Origin of the sequence: Micromonospora sp. NBC_00362, from assembly GCF_026342155.1 — a bacterium.
GTDB lineage: Bacteria > Actinomycetota > Actinomycetes > Mycobacteriales > Micromonosporaceae > Micromonospora > Micromonospora hortensis.
The window spans coordinates 6,634,694-6,649,140 of sequence record NZ_JAPENH010000001.1 but is presented as its reverse complement, the minus strand read 5'-3'; the positions used below and the strand labels follow the sequence as shown (position 1 = coordinate 6,649,140).

Here is a 14,447-nt window from a genome sequence, read left to right as displayed (position 1 = left end):
GACCGGCGGCGCGAAGACCCTCAGCGGGCCAGGACGGTGGCGACCGCGGCGATCAACCCGTCCACGGTGCGGCTCGGCGCGAACCGGACGTCCGACCAAGTGCGCCCGCGGTGCAGCCAGACGCTGGGCAGCCCGACGGCGGCGGCGCCGCCGATGTCCGCCTCCGGGCTGTCGCCGATCACCCACGCCCCCCGCAGCGGCATCCGGACCCGCTGGGCGGCGAGCGCGAAGATTCTCGGGTTGGGTTTGCTGACGCCGGCCTCCTCGGAGATCACCCAGTCCGCGACGTACTGGTCCAGCCCGGTCTGGCGAATCTTGGCGTCCTCGACGCGTACGGTGCCGTTGCAGACCACCACCGGCACCCAGCCGGCGTCGTCGGCGATCCGCAGCGCGCAGGCGGTCAGGGGGTCGAGCCGGGTCTGCGCCACCACCCCGTCGTGCAGCTCCTCGACGAGGTCGATCGAGGGAATGCGCAGCTCGTAACGGTCCCGGATGGCGTCGGCGAGGTCCCAGCGGTCGGTCAGACCGTCGGCGTCGATCGACAAGAGCCAGTCGATGTCGGTGTGGGGCGCGCCGATGCTGTCCAGGAAGCGCTCACCCCAGCGGCGGAACGGCCCGGCCCGATCCAGCAGGGTGTTGTCCAGGTCCAGCAGGAGCAGTGGCACTCGGGCACCCTACGGGACCGACGTGTCCGCCAACAGATGCGGCGGGTATCGAGCTGACGAAGGGCTCAGCCAGGCATCGACAGCCGCGGGCCACCCTGGTCCGACAGCCGATCGACGAGCATCGAGTGGGCCGTGCGGGTGGCCGCGAGCACGACGGGATCCAGCGTCGCCACGAGCACCGCAGTGCCGTCGTCCGCCCCGCGGGCCAGCACCCGTCCCTCGGGGTCGTAGATGGCCGCACCGCCGTTGAACCGCCACGGGTCGACACCGCCGACCGCGTTGGCGAAGACCACGAACATCGTGTTGTCCAGGGCACGTGCGGCGTAGTAGAGATCCCGGCGGTGCTCGGAGCCGGCCAGGTATCCGCTGGGGCACAGGTAGGCGTGTGCGCCGTCGAGGGCGGCGGCTCGGCCGTGCTCGGGGAAACAGCCGTCGTAGCAGATGCCCAGCCCGAGCCGCCAGTCGTCGACGAGCAGCGTGGCACCCCGATCGCCGGGGGTGAACAGCTCTCGCTCGTCGCCCCACAACTGCTGCTTGTCGTACCCGACCCGCACCTCGCCGGTCCGGTCCACCACCAGTGCCGCGATGGTCCGCCGACCGTCCGGGTGCCGGACGGCCGCGCCGACCAGCGCGGTCACACCGGCCTCTCGCGCCGCGACGCGCAGCGGGTCGAGCCGGGGATCCGCGACCATCCCGGCCGGATCGGCCGCGACGTCGGTGCCGGCCGGGTCAGCGGCGAGGACCGGCGGGTGGTACGCGCAGAGGAACAGCTCCGGCAGGACGGCCACCCGAGCACCCCGCTCGCCGGCTCGACGGACCAGGTCGGCGGCGATGACCGCGTTGCCGGCGACGTCGCCCGGCGTGGGGGTGGCCTGGACGGTGGCCACTGTCAGCGGGGAGCTGGGCACTGTGCGGGGCTGGGTCACCGGGCGATGGTAATCGGCGACATCCCAAGCCGTACGTACGGTTTGCATGCCCCCGTGTGACCTGCGACGATCGACGTGTGCCCAGAGTAAGCCAGGACCAGCTCGACGCTCGCCGGCAGGAGATCCTCGCCGCGGCCCGGGCGTGTTTCGCCCGGCTCGGCTACGAGGGGGCGACAGTACGCCGCCTCGAGGAGGCCACCGGACTGTCCCGTGGCGCGATCTTCCACCACTTCCGCGACAAGGACTCGCTCTTCCTCGCCGTCGCCGAGGACGACGCCGCGGCGATGGTCGAGACGGTGGCCCGCAACGGCCTGGTGCAGGTGATGCGCGATCTGCTCGCCCGCGCCGTCTCCCCCGACACCACCGGCTGGCTGGGCAGCCAACTGGAGGTCTCCCGGCGGCTGCGCACCGACCCCGCGTTCGCCCGACGGTGGGCGGAGCGGTCCGCCGCGATAGCGGAGGCGACCCGGGACCGGCTGGCCCGCCAGCGCGACGCCGGGGTGCTGCGCGAGGACGTACCGATCGACGTGCTGGCCCAGTTCCTGGAGCTGGCCTACGACGGCCTCGTGTTGCACCTGGCCATGGGCCGGCCGGCCGGTGACCTGGGCCCGGTGCTCGACCTCGTGGAGGAGGCGGTCCGCCGCCACTGACCACGCGCACACCGGTCGGAGGCCCGTGGCGAGGCTCCTCCACAATGGGGCCGCCGATCCCCTCCGGTGACAGGAGCAGTCGATGAACGTCCACGCCGCGTCCGGCGACACCTGGGGCATCTCCGGCCCGACCTTCCTCCGGTACTACGTCGCGGCGGCCATCCTGGTGGTGGCGATAGCCGCGTACTACCGGATCCGCCTGCTGACCACCCCGGCGCACACCACAGTCGATCCACTCGGGGCGCAGCAGGTCGCGTACCTCAACGGTGGTCCGCAGCTCGCGGTGCACGCCTCACTGGGCGGGCTGCGCGGCAGCGGCGCGGTCGGCGTACGACCGGACCGTCGGCTGACCACCGGCGGCGCCCCGCCGACCGGGCTCACCCCACTGGATCAGGCCGTCCACTGGGCCGCCCACCAGCACTCCCGGGTCCGGGACCTGCCGCAGGACGAGCGCGTACGCACCGCGTTGGACCAGATCCGCAACGGCCTGGAGCAGCGCGGGCTGTTGACGAACGACGCGCAACGCGCCCACGCCCGCCTCTGGAGCCGGTTCCTGCTGGCCCTGCTGGCCCTCGGCGTGCTCCGGGTGATCTCCGGCCTGTTCAGCGGTCGTCCGGTGGGTTACCTGCTGCTCACCCTGGCGGTGCTCCTCGGCGCCGCCCTGCTGCTGGCCCGGGCACCCGTCCGCACCCGGGCCGGTCGTGCCGCCCTCCGTTCCGTCCGCATGGAGCACACCCACCTCGCGCCGGCCTCCGCGCCCGCCTACGCCACCTACGGAGCGGCCGGCGCGGCGATGGGCGTGGCCCTGTACGGCACCGCCTCGCTCTGGGCTCTCGACCCGGGCTTCGCCGAGCAGGCCGAGATTCAGCGCCAAGCCCTCTCCGGCAACGGCGGCTGGACGGGCGGGTCCGACGGATCGTCCGGTGGCGGAGGCGACAGCTCCGGTGGGGACGGCGGCGGAGGCGGCGGGTGCGGGGGCGGCGGCGGGTGCGGCGGATGACCGGCCCGTCCGGGGTCGGCATCGGCTGGCGTCCGGAGATCGCCGGCTTCGTGGCCGAGCTGCCCGGCCTGCGTTTCGTCGAGGTGGTGGCCGAGGGGGTGTCCGCCTCCGGGCCGCTCCCGCCCGGTCTGGCGCAGCTGCGGGACCGCGCGGTGACCGTCGTACCGCACGGCGTGCGGCTCTCCCTCGGCGGCGCCGAGCCGGTCGACAGGGCCCGGGTCGCCCACCTGGCCGCTGTGGCGCAACGGCTGGACGCCCCGTTGGTCAGCGAGCACATCGCGTTCGTCCGGGCCGGCGGCCTGGAGGCCGGCCACCTGCTGCCGCTACCGCGCAGCCGGGAAGCCGTCGACGCGGTCTGCGCCAATGTGGCGCGGGCACAGGCCGAGCTTCCGGTGCCGATCGCGCTGGAGCCGATCGCCGCGCTTGTCGACTGGCCCGACGACGAGTTGACCGAGGCGGACTTCCTCACCGAGATCCTCGACCGGACCGGGGCACTGCTGCTGCTGGACGTGGCCAACGTGCACGCCAACGCCCGCAACCGGGGCGCCGACCCGCTGGCGTTGCTGGACCGCCTGCCGCTCGACCGGATCGCGTACGCACACGTGGCCGGGGGCGCCGAGCACGGCGGTTTTTACCACGACACCCACACCGACCCGGTGCCGACGGCGGTGCTGGAGCTGGTCGGCGCGCTCTGCGCCCGACGGCGACCGCCGGCGCTGCTGCTGGAGCGCGACGGCCACTACCCGCCGGCCGCCGAACTCCGCGCCGAACTGGACGCCCTGGCCACCGCCGCGGGTTTTCCGGCCGTGACATGACCGGCGCACCCTCCGCGCAGACGCCCCGCGCCGGGCTGGCCGAGCGGCAGGCCGAACTGGTCGCGGCGCTGGTCGCCGGAGGGCCACCCCCGCCCGGGTTCGCGCCGGGACCGCTGGCCGCCACCCGCGCGGCAGTGCTGCGTAAACGCGCCGGCGACGTGGCCCGGCACTGGCCACTGCTCGCCGCCGGCCTCGGTGCCAGGTGGTCGACCACCTTCGCCGACTGGGCCGCCCGGCGACCCACTGCCGGATCGCTGCGCGACGGTTGGGACCTGGCCCGGGCGCTGCACGCCCAGCACACGCTTCCCCCGGCGGCCGCCGAGGAGTTGGCCGTCCGGGAGGCACGCCTGCGCTACGACGGGCTTCGGGCGCCGCGTCCGCGCCGGGCGCCGGCGGTGGGCCGCGCCGGCGGCGCCGTCGCGGTGCAGATCGCCGGCCGGGTACGCCTGCTGCGCCCCGCCGCACGGGGATCGGGCCCTGCTGGCGACGCCGTACCGGATGCGGCAGGATCGGAGTTATGGATCTCGGACTGACCGACCGCGTGTACGTCCTCACCGGCGCCTCCCGCGGTCTGGGTTACGCGACCGCGCAGAGCCTGGTCGCCGACGGTGCGCGGGTGGTGCTCTCGGCCCGCGACCCGGACGCGGTGGCCGCCGCCGCCCAGCAGCTGGGTGGCCCGGAGCACGCCGTCGGGCTGACCGCTGACCTGACCGACCCGGAGACCCCGGGGCAGCTCGTCGCCGCCGCGCAGGAGCATTTCGGCCGGCTCGACGGCGCGCTGATCTCGGTCGGCGGGCCACCGCCGGGCAATGCCGCAGCGGTCACCGACGAGCAGTGGCGGCTCTCCTTCGAGACCGTCTTCCTGGGCACCATCCGCGCGGTCCGCACCATCGCCAACGCCCTGCCCGAGGGCGGCGCGATCGGGCTGGTGCTCTCCACCTCGGCTCGCGGCCCGGTGCCCGGCCTGGGCATCTCCAACGGCCTGCGGCCCGGCCTGGTCGGCGCGGCCAAGGACATCGCCGACGACTACGGCCCACGGGGGGTCCGAGTGGTCGGGCTGCTGCCCGGCCGGATCATGACCGACCGCAACCGGGAACTGTTCGGAGCGACCGGCGACCCGGAGCGGGCCCGCGCCGAGGCGGAGGCCGGCATCCCGCTGCGCCGCATCGGCGACCCCGCCGAGTTCGGCCGGGTGGCCGCATTCGTGCTCTCCCCCGCCGCGAGCTACCTCACCGGGATCACCCTGCCGGTCGACGGCGGCGCGCTGCGCGGGCTGTGACCCCCGACCCGATCCGCCCCTCCGGCATCCGGCATCCCCGACCCACCCGGGCGGATCTGGCGGCGGCTGCGGACCGGACCATTCCCGACGTGCTGGCGCCGGAGCTGGAGGTGCTCTTCGTCGGCATCAACCCGGGCCTGTGGTCGGCCGCGACGGGCTGGCACTTCGCTCGACCCGGCAACCGGTTCTGGCCCGCCCTGCACCGGGGTGGGTTCGCCCCTCGGCTGCTGCACCCCAGCGAACAGGACGAACTACCGGCGCTCGGGCTCGGCATCACCAACATGGCCGCCCGGGCCAGCGCCCGCGCGGACGAGCTGAGCGCCGAGGAACTCCTCGACGGCGCGGCGATCCTGACCGACAAGGTGGCCCGGTACCGGCCGCGCTGGGTGGCAGTGGTGGGAGTGACCGCGTACCGGATCGGTTTCCAACGGCCCAAGGCCACCTTCGGGCCGCAGCCGGAATCGCTGGCCGACGCCCGGCTGTGGGTGCTGCCCAACCCCAGCGGCCTGAACGCGCACTTCACCCCGGTCACCCTGGGCCTGGCGTTCGCCGAGCTGCGGGCGGCGACCGGGCTACCAGACCCTCGGCCCGCCGGACCAGCCGACCGTTGATCGACACGGTTTCAAGGAAGTCGGGCGGTCACTGCGACCGGGACGCCCCGACTTCCAGGAACCCGAGATGATCAGCGCGGCGAAGACGTCAGTTGGCGGCGGCGGGCGGCAGCACCTCGTCGGCGCGGTAGGTGCCCAGCGGCATGACCACCGGCTCGGGACCTGTCGCGTCGACGAACGGGGTGGGCGAGTCGGCGACAGCGAACTGGGTGCGGTACAGCTCGGCGTAGAGCCCACCGACCGCTACCAACTCCTCGTGCCGCCCTCGCTCGACGATCCGCCCACCGTCCAGGACCAGGATCTGGTCGGCGTCGCGCACTGTGGAGAGCCGGTGCGCGATCACGAGCGCGGTACGTCCGGCCAGCGCCACCGACAGCGCACGCTGCACCGCCGCCTCGCTCTCCGAATCCAGGTGTGCTGTCGCCTCGTCGAGGATCACGATCGACGGGGCCTTGAGCAGCAGTCGCGCGATGGCGATGCGCTGCTTCTCGCCGCCGGAGAACCGGTAGCCGCGCTCCCCCACTGTGGTGTCCAGACCGTCGGGTAGCGCCCGAACCAGATCGGCCACCTGCGCCCCGGCCAGGGCGGCCCAGATCTCGTCGTCGGTGGCGTCCGGCTTGGCGTAGCGAAGATTCTCGGCGATCGTCTCGTGGAACAGGTGCGAATCCTGGGTGACCACACCGATCTCGTCGCGCAGGGAGGCGAGCGTCGCATCTCGCACGTCCACCCCACCGACGAGCACCTGCCCGTCACTGACGTCGTAGATCCGGGAGATGAGCATCGACAGTGTCGACTTGCCCGCCCCGGACGGGCCGACCAGCGCGACCATCTGCCCCGGCTCGACGCTGAACGAGACCCCCTTGAGCACCGGCTCGTTGACGGTCCGGTCGAGCGTGGCGACCTCCTCCAGGGAGGCGAGGGAGATCTCGGCGGCACTCGGGTAGCGGAAACGCACGTCGCGGAAGTCCACGCGGCCAGCGCCCACCGGCACCGACACCGCGTCGGGCTTCTCCACGATGCCCGGCTTGAGGTCGAGCACCTCGAAGACCCGGTCGAAGGAGACCAGCGCGCTCATCACGTCCACCCGGACGTTGGAGAGCGCGGTGAGCGGCCCGTACAGGCGGGTGAGCAGCAGCGCGAGCGTCACCACGGTGCCGGCGCTGACGCCGCCGGTCACCGCGAGCCAGCCGCCGAGGCCATAGGTCAGCGCCTGCGCCAGTGAGGCGACCAGCAGCATCGCCACGAAGAACGTGCGGGAATACATAGCGGACTGGATGCCGATGTCGCGGACCCGCTCGGCCCGGTCGCCGAACCGGCGGGCCTCGATCTCGGGCTGGCCGAAGAGCTTCACCAGCAGCGCGCCGGCCACCCCGAACCGCTCGGTCATTGTCGCGTTCATCTTGGCGTCGAGGTTGTACGCCTCGCGGGTGATGTCCGCCAGCCGTCGACCGACCCGGCGGGCCGGGATGATGAAGATCGGCAGCAGCACCAGCGACAGCGCGGTGATCTGCCAGGAGAGGGTGAACATCACCGCCGCGGTGAGCACCAACTGGATGACGTTGCTGACCACGCCGGACAGGGTGGAGGTGAACGCCCGCTGGGCGCCGAGCACGTCGTTGTTGAGCCTGCTGACGAGGGCGCCGGTCTGGGTACGCGTGAAGAACTGCAACGGCATCCGCTGCACGTGGTCGTAGACCCGGGTGCGCAGGTTGAAGATGATGCCCTCGCCGATGCGGGCGGAATACCACCTCTGGGCCAGCGACAGCAGCGCGTCGGCGACCGCCAGCGCGGCGATGAACAGGGCGAGCCGCACCACGAGCCGCCCGGCCTCGGTGCCGCCCCGGTTGATCGCGTTGATGACGTCACCGGCGAGCACCGGAGTGGCCACGCCGATGATGGCGGCCAACACCACCGTGGCCAGGAAGACGATGATGTCGCGCCGGTAGGGGTGGGCGAAGGCGACGATGCGGCGGGCCACCCCCCGCTTGAGCCGGTGGCTGGAGACCTCGTCGCGGTTGCGCATCGACCGGAGCATGCTCCACCCGGCCATGCCACCGCCGGACATCGGGTTGGACATCGCTCACCTCCGGGTTGCCGGGCGGACCGCACCGTCAGGTCAATTCTCCCGACGAGTGTGACAACCTCGGTCGTAACCCGGATCTTCCCGTGCGGTCCTTACCTATTCTCCAGTGCCGGCGAGGTCACGCAGCCGACGGGTCTGCGCCTCCCGCTCGGCGCGCTGCTGGTCGGCGTGCGACCGCCCGCCCGCACCGGCGAGCAACGCCTTGATCTCGACCACCGCGTCGCGGGCCCCGGAGAGCAGGCCGGCGGTCAGGTCCCGCACCGCGTCGTCCAGCTCGGCCGGGGGTACGACAAGGGTGGCCAACCCGATCCGGTCCGCCTCGGCGGCGTCCAACCGGCGGCCTGTCGCACAGATCTCCAACGCCCGTGAATAGCCGACCAACTCGACGAGGCGTTTCGTGCCAGCCAGGTCGGGCACCAGACCGAGGGTCACCTCGGCCATCGACAGCTTCGCGTCCGCTGACAGCACTCGCAGGTCACAGGCGAGCGCGAGCTGGAAGCCGGCACCGATCGCGTGGCCCTGCACGGCCGCGACGGAGACGACATCCGGCCGGTGCAGCCAGGTGAAACCGGCCTGGAACTCCGCGATGCGCTCGGCGCACTCCTGCTCGGGCAGCGTGGCCAGCTCAGCGAACGACCCCGGGCCGGAGGCGCCCGCCACCGCGAGATCGAGGCCGGCTGAGAACGCGCGACCCTCACCGCGGACCACCACCACCCGCACGTCGCCGGGCAGATCGCGAGAGAAGTCGCTCATCGCCTGCCACATCGCGGGCGTCTGGGCATTGAGCACGTCGGGCCGGCACAACGTCACCGTGGCGACCGGCCCGTCGCAAGTCAGCCGAACCCCGGTCGCCTCGGCGGTCACCGGACGTCCCGGGGCGCGGCGCTGGTGGACGACGCTGAGGGGCGGGTCACGCCTTCTTGCGGCGCCGGGCGCCACCGCGCTGACGCAGCTGCACGCCGGACTCGGTGAGCACTCGGTGGATGAACCCGTAGGAACGGCCGGTCGAGGCCGCCAACGCGCGGATGCTCTCCCCCGAGGTGTACCGCTTTACCAGGTCCTTGGCGAGCGTCTGACGCTCGGCTCCGACGATCCGGCGACCCTTCTCAGTGCTGGTGGCTGTGCCAGTGGCTGCCATGCTGTGTCCTCACGTCCCAGACTGTGCGGTTCGGATACGGTCCCACCTATTAGACCGCCTCGAACGATCATGCGCCAGATATCAACTCTTCGCCAACCGACACGCTATGCAATGTCAGCTTCCCGATAGAGTGATCCTGGCGATCCGGCCCGTCACGGCGTCCGCGCGTACCACCGCCGGGAGCTGGCGGCTGCCGACGGCCCGTAGCCTTCGCTCGTGATCGACCTGTTGAGCACCGCCGGCGCGGCGGCCGTGGTCTTCGCCGCCACCGACATCGACGACATCGTCATCCTGACGCTGTTCTTCGTCGCGGCGCGCACCACCGGCCAACCCCGCACCTGGGAAATTGTCGCCGGACAATACCTCGGCATCGGCGCGCTCGCGTTTGCCAGCGCGGTGGTCGCGGGTGGACTCCTGGTGGTCCCCGACCCGTGGACGGGGTTGCTCGGCCTGCTGCCGATAGCGCTCGGCGTACGCGCGCTGCGCAGTTCGGGCGACGACGAGGCACCGGCGGTCGTCACCGGAGCACTCGGCGTGGCCGGGGTGACGATCGCGAACGGCGCCGACAACGTCGCTGTCTACGTACCCGTCTTCCGGGCCCTCGGTGTGGCAGACAGCGCCGTGTTCCTGCTGGTCTTTGTGCTGCTGATCGCGCTCTGGTGCGTGGCCGGGGCCTGGCTGGGCGGGCACCGGAGGGTGGTCCGGCTGGTCGAGCGCGCCGGCGCCTGGCTGGTGCCGACGATCTTCATCGCCATCGGGCTGGTGATCCTGGTCAGCTCCGGCGTGCTCGACCGACTGGCCGACCTGCTCGGCTGAGAGCCGACCGAGCAGCCTCGGTCAGGCCAGCTCGACCAGTTCAAGAAGGTCGTCGCTCCACGCGTCCTCGTCACCGTCGGGCAGCAGGATGGCCCGGTCCGGCTTGAGCGCCAGCACCGCACCCGGGTCGTGGGTGACCAGGACGATCGCGCCCGGGTAGTTGGCGATGGCGTCGAGCACCTGCTCCCGGCTGACCGGGTCGAGGTTGTTCGTCGGCTCGTCGAGCAACAGCACGTTGGCGCCGGAACAGACCAGAGTGGACAGCGCCAGCCGGGTCTTCTCGCCGCCAGACAGCACGCCGGCCGGCTTGTTCACGTCGTCACCGGAGAACAGGAACGCGCCGAGGATCTTGCGCAGGTCGGTGTCGGACTGCTCGACGGCGGCGGCGCGCATGTTCTCCAGCACCGTCCGCTCCACGTCCAGCGTCTCGTGCTCCTGGGCGTAGTAGCCCAACCGCAGGCCGTGCCCCGCGTGCACCTCGCCGGTGTCCGGGCTGAGCAGCCCGCCAAGCATCCGCAACAGGGTCGTCTTACCCGCGCCGTTGAGCCCGAGGATGGCCACTCGGGAGCCCCGGTCCACCGCCACATTGACGTCGGTGAAGATCTCCAGTGATCCGTACGACTTGGAGAGGCCGGTCGCCGTGAGTGGGGTCTTGCCGCACGGCGCGGGACTGGGGAAACGCACCTTGGCCACCCGGTCGGAGACCCGCACCTCCTCCAGGCCGGAGATCAGCTTCTCGGCGCGGCGGGCCATGTTCTGCGCGGCAACGGTCTTGGTGGCCTTGGCCCGCATCTTGTCGGCCTGCGCCATCAGCGCGCCGGCCTTCTTCTCCGCGTTGGCCCGCTCCCGGCGGCGGCGTCGCTCGTCGGTCTCGCGCGCCTCCAGGTACGCCTTCCAACCCAGGTTGTACACGTCGATGACCGACCGAGTGGCGTCGAGGAACCACACCTTGTTGACCACCGACTCCAGCAGCGCCCCGTCGTGGGAAATCACGATCAGGCCGCCCTTGTGGTTGGCGAGGAAGCCCCGCAACCAGGTGATCGAGTCGGCGTCGAGGTGGTTGGTGGGCTCGTCGAGCAGCAGGATGCCGCCGCCGTTCTCGCCGGCGTCGCGGAACAGGATCCGAGCCAGCTCGATGCGGCGACGCTGACCACCGGAGAGGGTGCCGATGGTCTGCGCGAGCGCCCGGTCCGGTAGGCCGAGGTTGGCACAGATCCGTGCGGCCTCAGCCTCGGCCGCGTACCCGCCGAGGGCAGCGAACTGGTCCTCCAGCGCGCCGTACCGACGGACCAGCTTGTCGGTGGCGTCCTCGGCGAGACGGGCCTCGACCTCCTGCATCTGCGCCATCAGCACGTCCAGGCCGCGCGCGGAGAGCACCCGGTCGCGGCCGGTGACCTCCAGGTCACCAGTGCGCGGGTCCTGCGGCAGGTAGCCGATGGCACTGCGCTGGTCGATCTGGCCGCCGTACGGTTGCCCCTCGCCGGCGAGCACCTTCAGCGTGGTGGTCTTTCCGGCGCCGTTGCGACCGACCAGGCCGATCCGGTCACCGGGCTGCACGCGCAGGGTGGTGTCGGACAGCAGGATCCGGGAACCGGCACGCAGTTCCAGGCCGGTGACAGTGATCATGTTTGCGGGCTCGCTCTCAGGGGTTCGGAAGGCTGACTCGGGGCACGCGAAACGGCCGGCGGGCTCAAGGGGCCCGACGGCGCGGGGCGGTTCAGCCTTCGCAGCGCAGCACCTGACAAGTGTACCGGGCGCCGTCGGACGTCCCGCCCGGATTACCGATCAAGATCATCGGGTATCGGAACGCCTGTCCGGACCCCGTCCGGCACTCGATGGACGAAACGACACACAAAAGACACTCACCGGCATACGGCGATCGGGGTCACCATGGAACTCAACGAGCGGGCCGAGCTCGACACCTCCCAGGCCAACGACCTCGGGCGTGGATCCGGCGGTGGGGGCGGCGGCATGGGCATCCCCATCCCCGGCGGCGGTGGCCGGGGCGGCATCATCGGCATCGTGGTCGCCGTGCTCGTCGCGCTGCTCGGCGGCGGGTTCGGCCTGAACGCCATGACCAATGGCGACGAGGGCGGCCAGGCCGGGGGCAGCGACCTGGAGCAGGTGTGCTCCACCGCCAACCCCGACCGGCTCGACGACGCGCGCTGCCGCAACCTGCTCTACGTCAACAGCATCCAGGCCTACTGGCAGAAGGCGTACCCGGAGTTGGGCAACGGAAAGTACGAGGCGACCGACACCAACTTCTTCCAGGCCTCCGTGAACACCGGCTGCGGGCAGGCCGACTCCGGCGTCGGCCCGTTCTACTGCCCCGCCGACAAGCAGGTGTACATCGACCTGAGCTTCTACGACGAGCTGGCGTCCCGGTTCGGCGCGAAGGGCGAGTTCGCCCAGCCGTACGTGCTCGCCCACGAGTACGGCCACCACGTCCAGAACCTGCTCGGCACCAACGCGAAGGCCGGCCAGGGCGACCAGAGCGGCCCCCGCTCCGCCTCCGTACGGCTGGAGCTGCAGGCCGACTGCTACGCCGGCGCCTGGGCCAAGCACGCCACCGAGAGCAAGGACAAGACCGGCCAGGAACCGCTGTTCACGTCCATCACCCAGACTGACATCAGCGAGGCCGTGCAGGCCGCGGAGGCGATCGGCGACGACAGCATCCAGGAGCGCTCCGGCGGGCAGGTCAACCCCGACCAGTTCACCCACGGCACGTCCGAGCAGCGCAAGCGTTGGTTCAACCAGGGCTACGACCGCGGCGACCCGAAGACCTGCGACACCTTCGGCACCGACCAGCTCTGACATCCGCTCCGAGATCGTGGCAGGCCCTCGGCGAGGCCTGCCACGATCGTCATTTCCGCCGAAGCTCCCGGGTCAGGTGAGCCGCGAGACCTGGTAGTGGCCGATGAGCCAGTCGTCGTCGACCCGCCGCAGGAGCACGCCCAGGTTGACGGTCAGGGCCGGTCGGTCGGTGAAGCCGAACTCCACCTCCAGGTAGCCGAGGACCACGTCGTCGGCGAGACGACGGATCTCCCTGATGTCGTACGCGGCGGTCAGGCCGAGCGGCTGTCCGGCGTAGTACGCGGCGACGCCGGCAGGACCCACCGTGTACGGCTGCAACCCCTGAAAGATCGCGTCGTCGGTGAAGCACGCAGCGACCCGATCGGGCTCGTGGGCGTCGACAGCCGATTTCCACCGGTCGAGGACGGTACGCAGAATCTGGGCCTCGGACATGATGATCTCCCTGCTGACGGACGTGCCCCGTTGTGTGCCTGTCGAGCCGGCGTGCCCTCGCAGGGTCAGCGAGGCGGCTGACCCGGGTCGTTCGGGTGCGGCGTCAACGGCGTCACGGTCTCGCGCCGCCAGGCGCGCAGCGGCATCGACGCGAGCACGGCCTCCAGCTCATCGGCGTCGTCGGCCTGGAACAGCCCCCACGTACGCCACTCCCCCGGCGCCAGCGGCGGCCGCCACAGCCGCAGGAGACTGCCCTGGGCCGTCAGCTCGGCCGAACGCGCCGCCTCGCGCGCGCGCATGTCGGCGACGCCGCCCTCCGACGTCCCCTGCGGCACCGTCGTCACCATGTCAACCAGAAACTCCACGCGCCCATCCTCCGGCGGCCGGCCGGGCAGCACGCCGCGAACCCCGTTTTGGGTGGCGATCGTCTCCCCACCGACGCCACCAGTGAAGGCCGAGGTCAGTCGGGGTCGCGCACCAGGATCCGCACCGCCCGGGCCGCACCCACCGCCGCGACCAGCACCGCGTGTCGCGGCTCCGGCACGTCGAGCAGCCGCTCCGCCCGCAACGGCACGAGCGGGGCCAACCGCCGGTCGGCCAGCACCCCGTCCACCGCCCGCCGGTCACCGCCGCAGACCAGCGCGGCGAGCGTCGCCACCTCCGGCAACAGCAGCCGTACGGCCAGGTCCGCCGCGTCACCCAGCGCAGCCTTCGCCTGGTTGTCACGCCGACGGGCGAACCGGTGCTGCGACCATCCCCCCGCGGCGGTGCGCCCCTGGACGTACCGGGTGTCCACCTTGGAGACGACGAGGTCGCCGCCCTCGGCCACCCCGAGCGCCACAGCGCCCTTGCGCGCCAACAGCAGGCCGACGCGGCGGGGCATGACGGCGGAGGCCACGAACCCGGCCACATCCACCCCGGTCGGCGCACCCGGTGGGGCGTACAACTCGGCGGTTGCCCCGTCCGGGGCGGCGAGCAGCAGGCCGTACTCCTGGGCGCTGGTGGTCGGCGGGCCGTGCCGGTCGGCGAAGCCCTCGACCCAGCGGCCGACGCGGGCCGGGTCGACCTCGACCCACCGGCCTCCGCCGGCTGCGGGTCGACTGGTCATCGCCCGACCGTACGGCACAGCGGCCCCGCGCGGACCCCCGGGCGGCCCGCGGGGCCCGGCACGCTCCGACGGGCCCGGCACGCTCCGACGGGCCCGGCACGCTCCGACGG

The 14,447-nt window shown here is 72.3% G+C and carries 17 protein-coding genes; 8 read left to right on the top strand and 9 right to left on the bottom strand.

Annotation, left to right across the window (positions count from 1 at the left end):
- Nucleotides 1-20: 20 nt before the first annotated feature.
- On the bottom strand, nucleotides 21-665 hold the full coding sequence (locus tag OG992_RS30765) for an HAD family hydrolase (RefSeq protein ID WP_238682662.1): 645 nt from the start codon (nucleotides 663-665) through the stop codon (nucleotides 21-23).
- Nucleotides 666-730: 65 nt separating this feature from the next.
- Nucleotides 731-1,591 (bottom strand): carbon-nitrogen hydrolase family protein, encoded by an 861-nt coding sequence (locus OG992_RS30760; protein ID WP_266304967.1) that lies wholly within the window; start codon nucleotides 1,589-1,591, stop codon nucleotides 731-733.
- Nucleotides 1,592-1,668: 77 nt separating this feature from the next.
- Between OG992_RS30760 and OG992_RS30755 the strand changes: the two genes are divergently transcribed.
- The 6 genes from OG992_RS30755 (at nucleotide 1,669) to mug (ending at nucleotide 5,946) form a co-directional block, all read left to right on the top strand.
- Nucleotides 1,669-2,241: a TetR/AcrR family transcriptional regulator gene (locus tag OG992_RS30755; protein WP_091403732.1), complete on the top strand. Its 573-nt coding sequence runs from the start codon at nucleotides 1,669-1,671 to the stop codon at nucleotides 2,239-2,241.
- An 82-nt stretch (nucleotides 2,242-2,323) separates the two neighbouring features.
- Complete coding sequence (locus OG992_RS30750) at nucleotides 2,324-3,241, top strand: TIGR04222 domain-containing membrane protein (protein WP_266304966.1); 918 nt, start codon at nucleotides 2,324-2,326, stop codon at nucleotides 3,239-3,241.
- Nucleotides 3,238-4,056 carry a DUF692 domain-containing protein gene (locus OG992_RS30745; protein WP_238682665.1) on the top strand — a complete coding sequence of 273 codons (819 nt, stop codon included), beginning with the start codon at nucleotides 3,238-3,240 and terminating at the stop codon, nucleotides 4,054-4,056. The genes OG992_RS30750 and OG992_RS30745 overlap by 4 nt, the downstream gene beginning before the upstream one ends.
- Nucleotides 4,053-4,589, top strand: coding sequence for a hypothetical protein (locus tag OG992_RS30740; RefSeq protein ID WP_266304965.1), 537 nt, complete (start codon nucleotides 4,053-4,055; stop codon nucleotides 4,587-4,589). Before OG992_RS30745 ends, OG992_RS30740 begins: the two co-directional genes overlap by 4 nt.
- Nucleotides 4,574-5,335: an SDR family oxidoreductase gene (locus OG992_RS30735; RefSeq protein ID WP_238682667.1), complete on the top strand. Its 762-nt coding sequence runs from the start codon at nucleotides 4,574-4,576 to the stop codon at nucleotides 5,333-5,335. The genes OG992_RS30740 and OG992_RS30735 overlap by 16 nt, the downstream gene beginning before the upstream one ends.
- The gene (gene mug / locus OG992_RS30730; RefSeq protein ID WP_266304964.1) at nucleotides 5,332-5,946 is read left to right on the top strand and encodes a G/U mismatch-specific DNA glycosylase; all 615 of its coding nucleotides are present in this window, start codon (nucleotides 5,332-5,334) and stop codon (nucleotides 5,944-5,946) included. Before OG992_RS30735 ends, mug begins: the two co-directional genes overlap by 4 nt.
- Nucleotides 5,947-6,034: 88 nt before the next feature.
- Here the strand turns inward: mug and OG992_RS30725 are convergent, their stop codons facing one another.
- From OG992_RS30725 to OG992_RS30715, 3 genes are all read right to left on the bottom strand, one after another.
- Complete coding sequence (locus OG992_RS30725; RefSeq protein ID WP_238682689.1) at nucleotides 6,035-8,011, bottom strand: ABC transporter ATP-binding protein; 1,977 nt, start codon at nucleotides 8,009-8,011, stop codon at nucleotides 6,035-6,037.
- A gap of 114 nt (nucleotides 8,012-8,125) precedes the next feature.
- Complete coding sequence (locus tag OG992_RS30720) at nucleotides 8,126-8,893, bottom strand: enoyl-CoA hydratase/isomerase family protein (protein ID WP_238682668.1); 768 nt, start codon at nucleotides 8,891-8,893, stop codon at nucleotides 8,126-8,128.
- 46 nt (nucleotides 8,894-8,939) lie between these two features.
- Nucleotides 8,940-9,167 carry a helix-turn-helix domain-containing protein gene (locus OG992_RS30715; RefSeq protein WP_007462679.1) on the bottom strand — a complete coding sequence of 76 codons (228 nt, stop codon included), beginning with the start codon at nucleotides 9,165-9,167 and terminating at the stop codon, nucleotides 8,940-8,942.
- Nucleotides 9,168-9,383: 216 nt separating this feature from the next.
- On the opposite strand from OG992_RS30715, the gene OG992_RS30710 reads away from it, so the two are divergent.
- Nucleotides 9,384-9,983 (top strand): cadmium resistance transporter, encoded by a 600-nt coding sequence (locus OG992_RS30710; RefSeq protein WP_238682669.1) that lies wholly within the window; start codon nucleotides 9,384-9,386, stop codon nucleotides 9,981-9,983.
- Nucleotides 9,984-10,004: 21 nt separating this feature from the next.
- Here the strand turns inward: OG992_RS30710 and OG992_RS30705 are convergent, their stop codons facing one another.
- On the bottom strand, nucleotides 10,005-11,609 hold the full coding sequence (locus OG992_RS30705; protein WP_238682670.1) for an ABC-F family ATP-binding cassette domain-containing protein: 1,605 nt from the start codon (nucleotides 11,607-11,609) through the stop codon (nucleotides 10,005-10,007).
- Between the two features lie 264 nt (nucleotides 11,610-11,873).
- Between OG992_RS30705 and OG992_RS30700 the strand changes: the two genes are divergently transcribed.
- Nucleotides 11,874-12,797 (top strand): neutral zinc metallopeptidase, encoded by a 924-nt coding sequence (locus tag OG992_RS30700; RefSeq protein WP_266304963.1) that lies wholly within the window; start codon nucleotides 11,874-11,876, stop codon nucleotides 12,795-12,797.
- A gap of 72 nt (nucleotides 12,798-12,869) precedes the next feature.
- Here OG992_RS30700 and OG992_RS30695 read toward each other — a convergent pair whose 3' ends face one another.
- The 3 genes from OG992_RS30695 to OG992_RS30685 all read right to left on the bottom strand — a co-directional run bounded on the left by OG992_RS30695 (nucleotide 12,870) and on the right by OG992_RS30685 (nucleotide 14,337).
- The gene (locus tag OG992_RS30695) at nucleotides 12,870-13,229 is read right to left on the bottom strand and encodes a nuclear transport factor 2 family protein (protein ID WP_266304962.1); all 360 of its coding nucleotides are present in this window, start codon (nucleotides 13,227-13,229) and stop codon (nucleotides 12,870-12,872) included.
- Nucleotides 13,230-13,294: 65 nt separating this feature from the next.
- Entirely contained in the window at nucleotides 13,295-13,594 is a 300-nt protein-coding gene (locus OG992_RS30690) for a muconolactone Delta-isomerase family protein (protein ID WP_266304961.1), read from the bottom strand.
- Between the two features lie 95 nt (nucleotides 13,595-13,689).
- Entirely contained in the window at nucleotides 13,690-14,337 is a 648-nt protein-coding gene (locus OG992_RS30685) for an acVLRF1 family peptidyl-tRNA hydrolase (protein ID WP_238682674.1), read from the bottom strand.
- Nucleotides 14,338-14,447 lie beyond the last annotated feature (110 nt).

Coding starts and splice junctions, on each gene's coding strand:
- OG992_RS30750 (WP_266304966.1), top strand. CDS start 2,324: ATGAACGTCCACGCCGCGTCCGGCGACACCTGGGGCATCTCCGGCCCG.
- OG992_RS30745 (WP_238682665.1), top strand. CDS start 3,238: ATGACCGGCCCGTCCGGGGTCGGCATCGGCTGGCGTCCGGAGATCGCC.
- OG992_RS30740 (WP_266304965.1), top strand. CDS start 4,053: ATGACCGGCGCACCCTCCGCGCAGACGCCCCGCGCCGGGCTGGCCGAG.
- OG992_RS30735 (WP_238682667.1), top strand. CDS start 4,574: ATGGATCTCGGACTGACCGACCGCGTGTACGTCCTCACCGGCGCCTCC.
- OG992_RS30725 (WP_238682689.1), bottom strand. CDS start 8,011: ATGTCCGGCGGTGGCATGGCCGGGTGGAGCATGCTCCGGTCGATGCGC.
- OG992_RS30715 (WP_007462679.1), bottom strand. CDS start 9,167: ATGGCAGCCACTGGCACAGCCACCAGCACTGAGAAGGGTCGCCGGATC.
- OG992_RS30705 (WP_238682670.1), bottom strand. CDS start 11,609: ATGATCACTGTCACCGGCCTGGAACTGCGTGCCGGTTCCCGGATCCTG.
- OG992_RS30700 (WP_266304963.1), top strand. CDS start 11,874: ATGGAACTCAACGAGCGGGCCGAGCTCGACACCTCCCAGGCCAACGAC.
- OG992_RS30695 (WP_266304962.1), bottom strand. CDS start 13,229: ATGTCCGAGGCCCAGATTCTGCGTACCGTCCTCGACCGGTGGAAATCG.
- OG992_RS30685 (WP_238682674.1), bottom strand. CDS start 14,337: ATGACCAGTCGACCCGCAGCCGGCGGAGGCCGGTGGGTCGAGGTCGAC.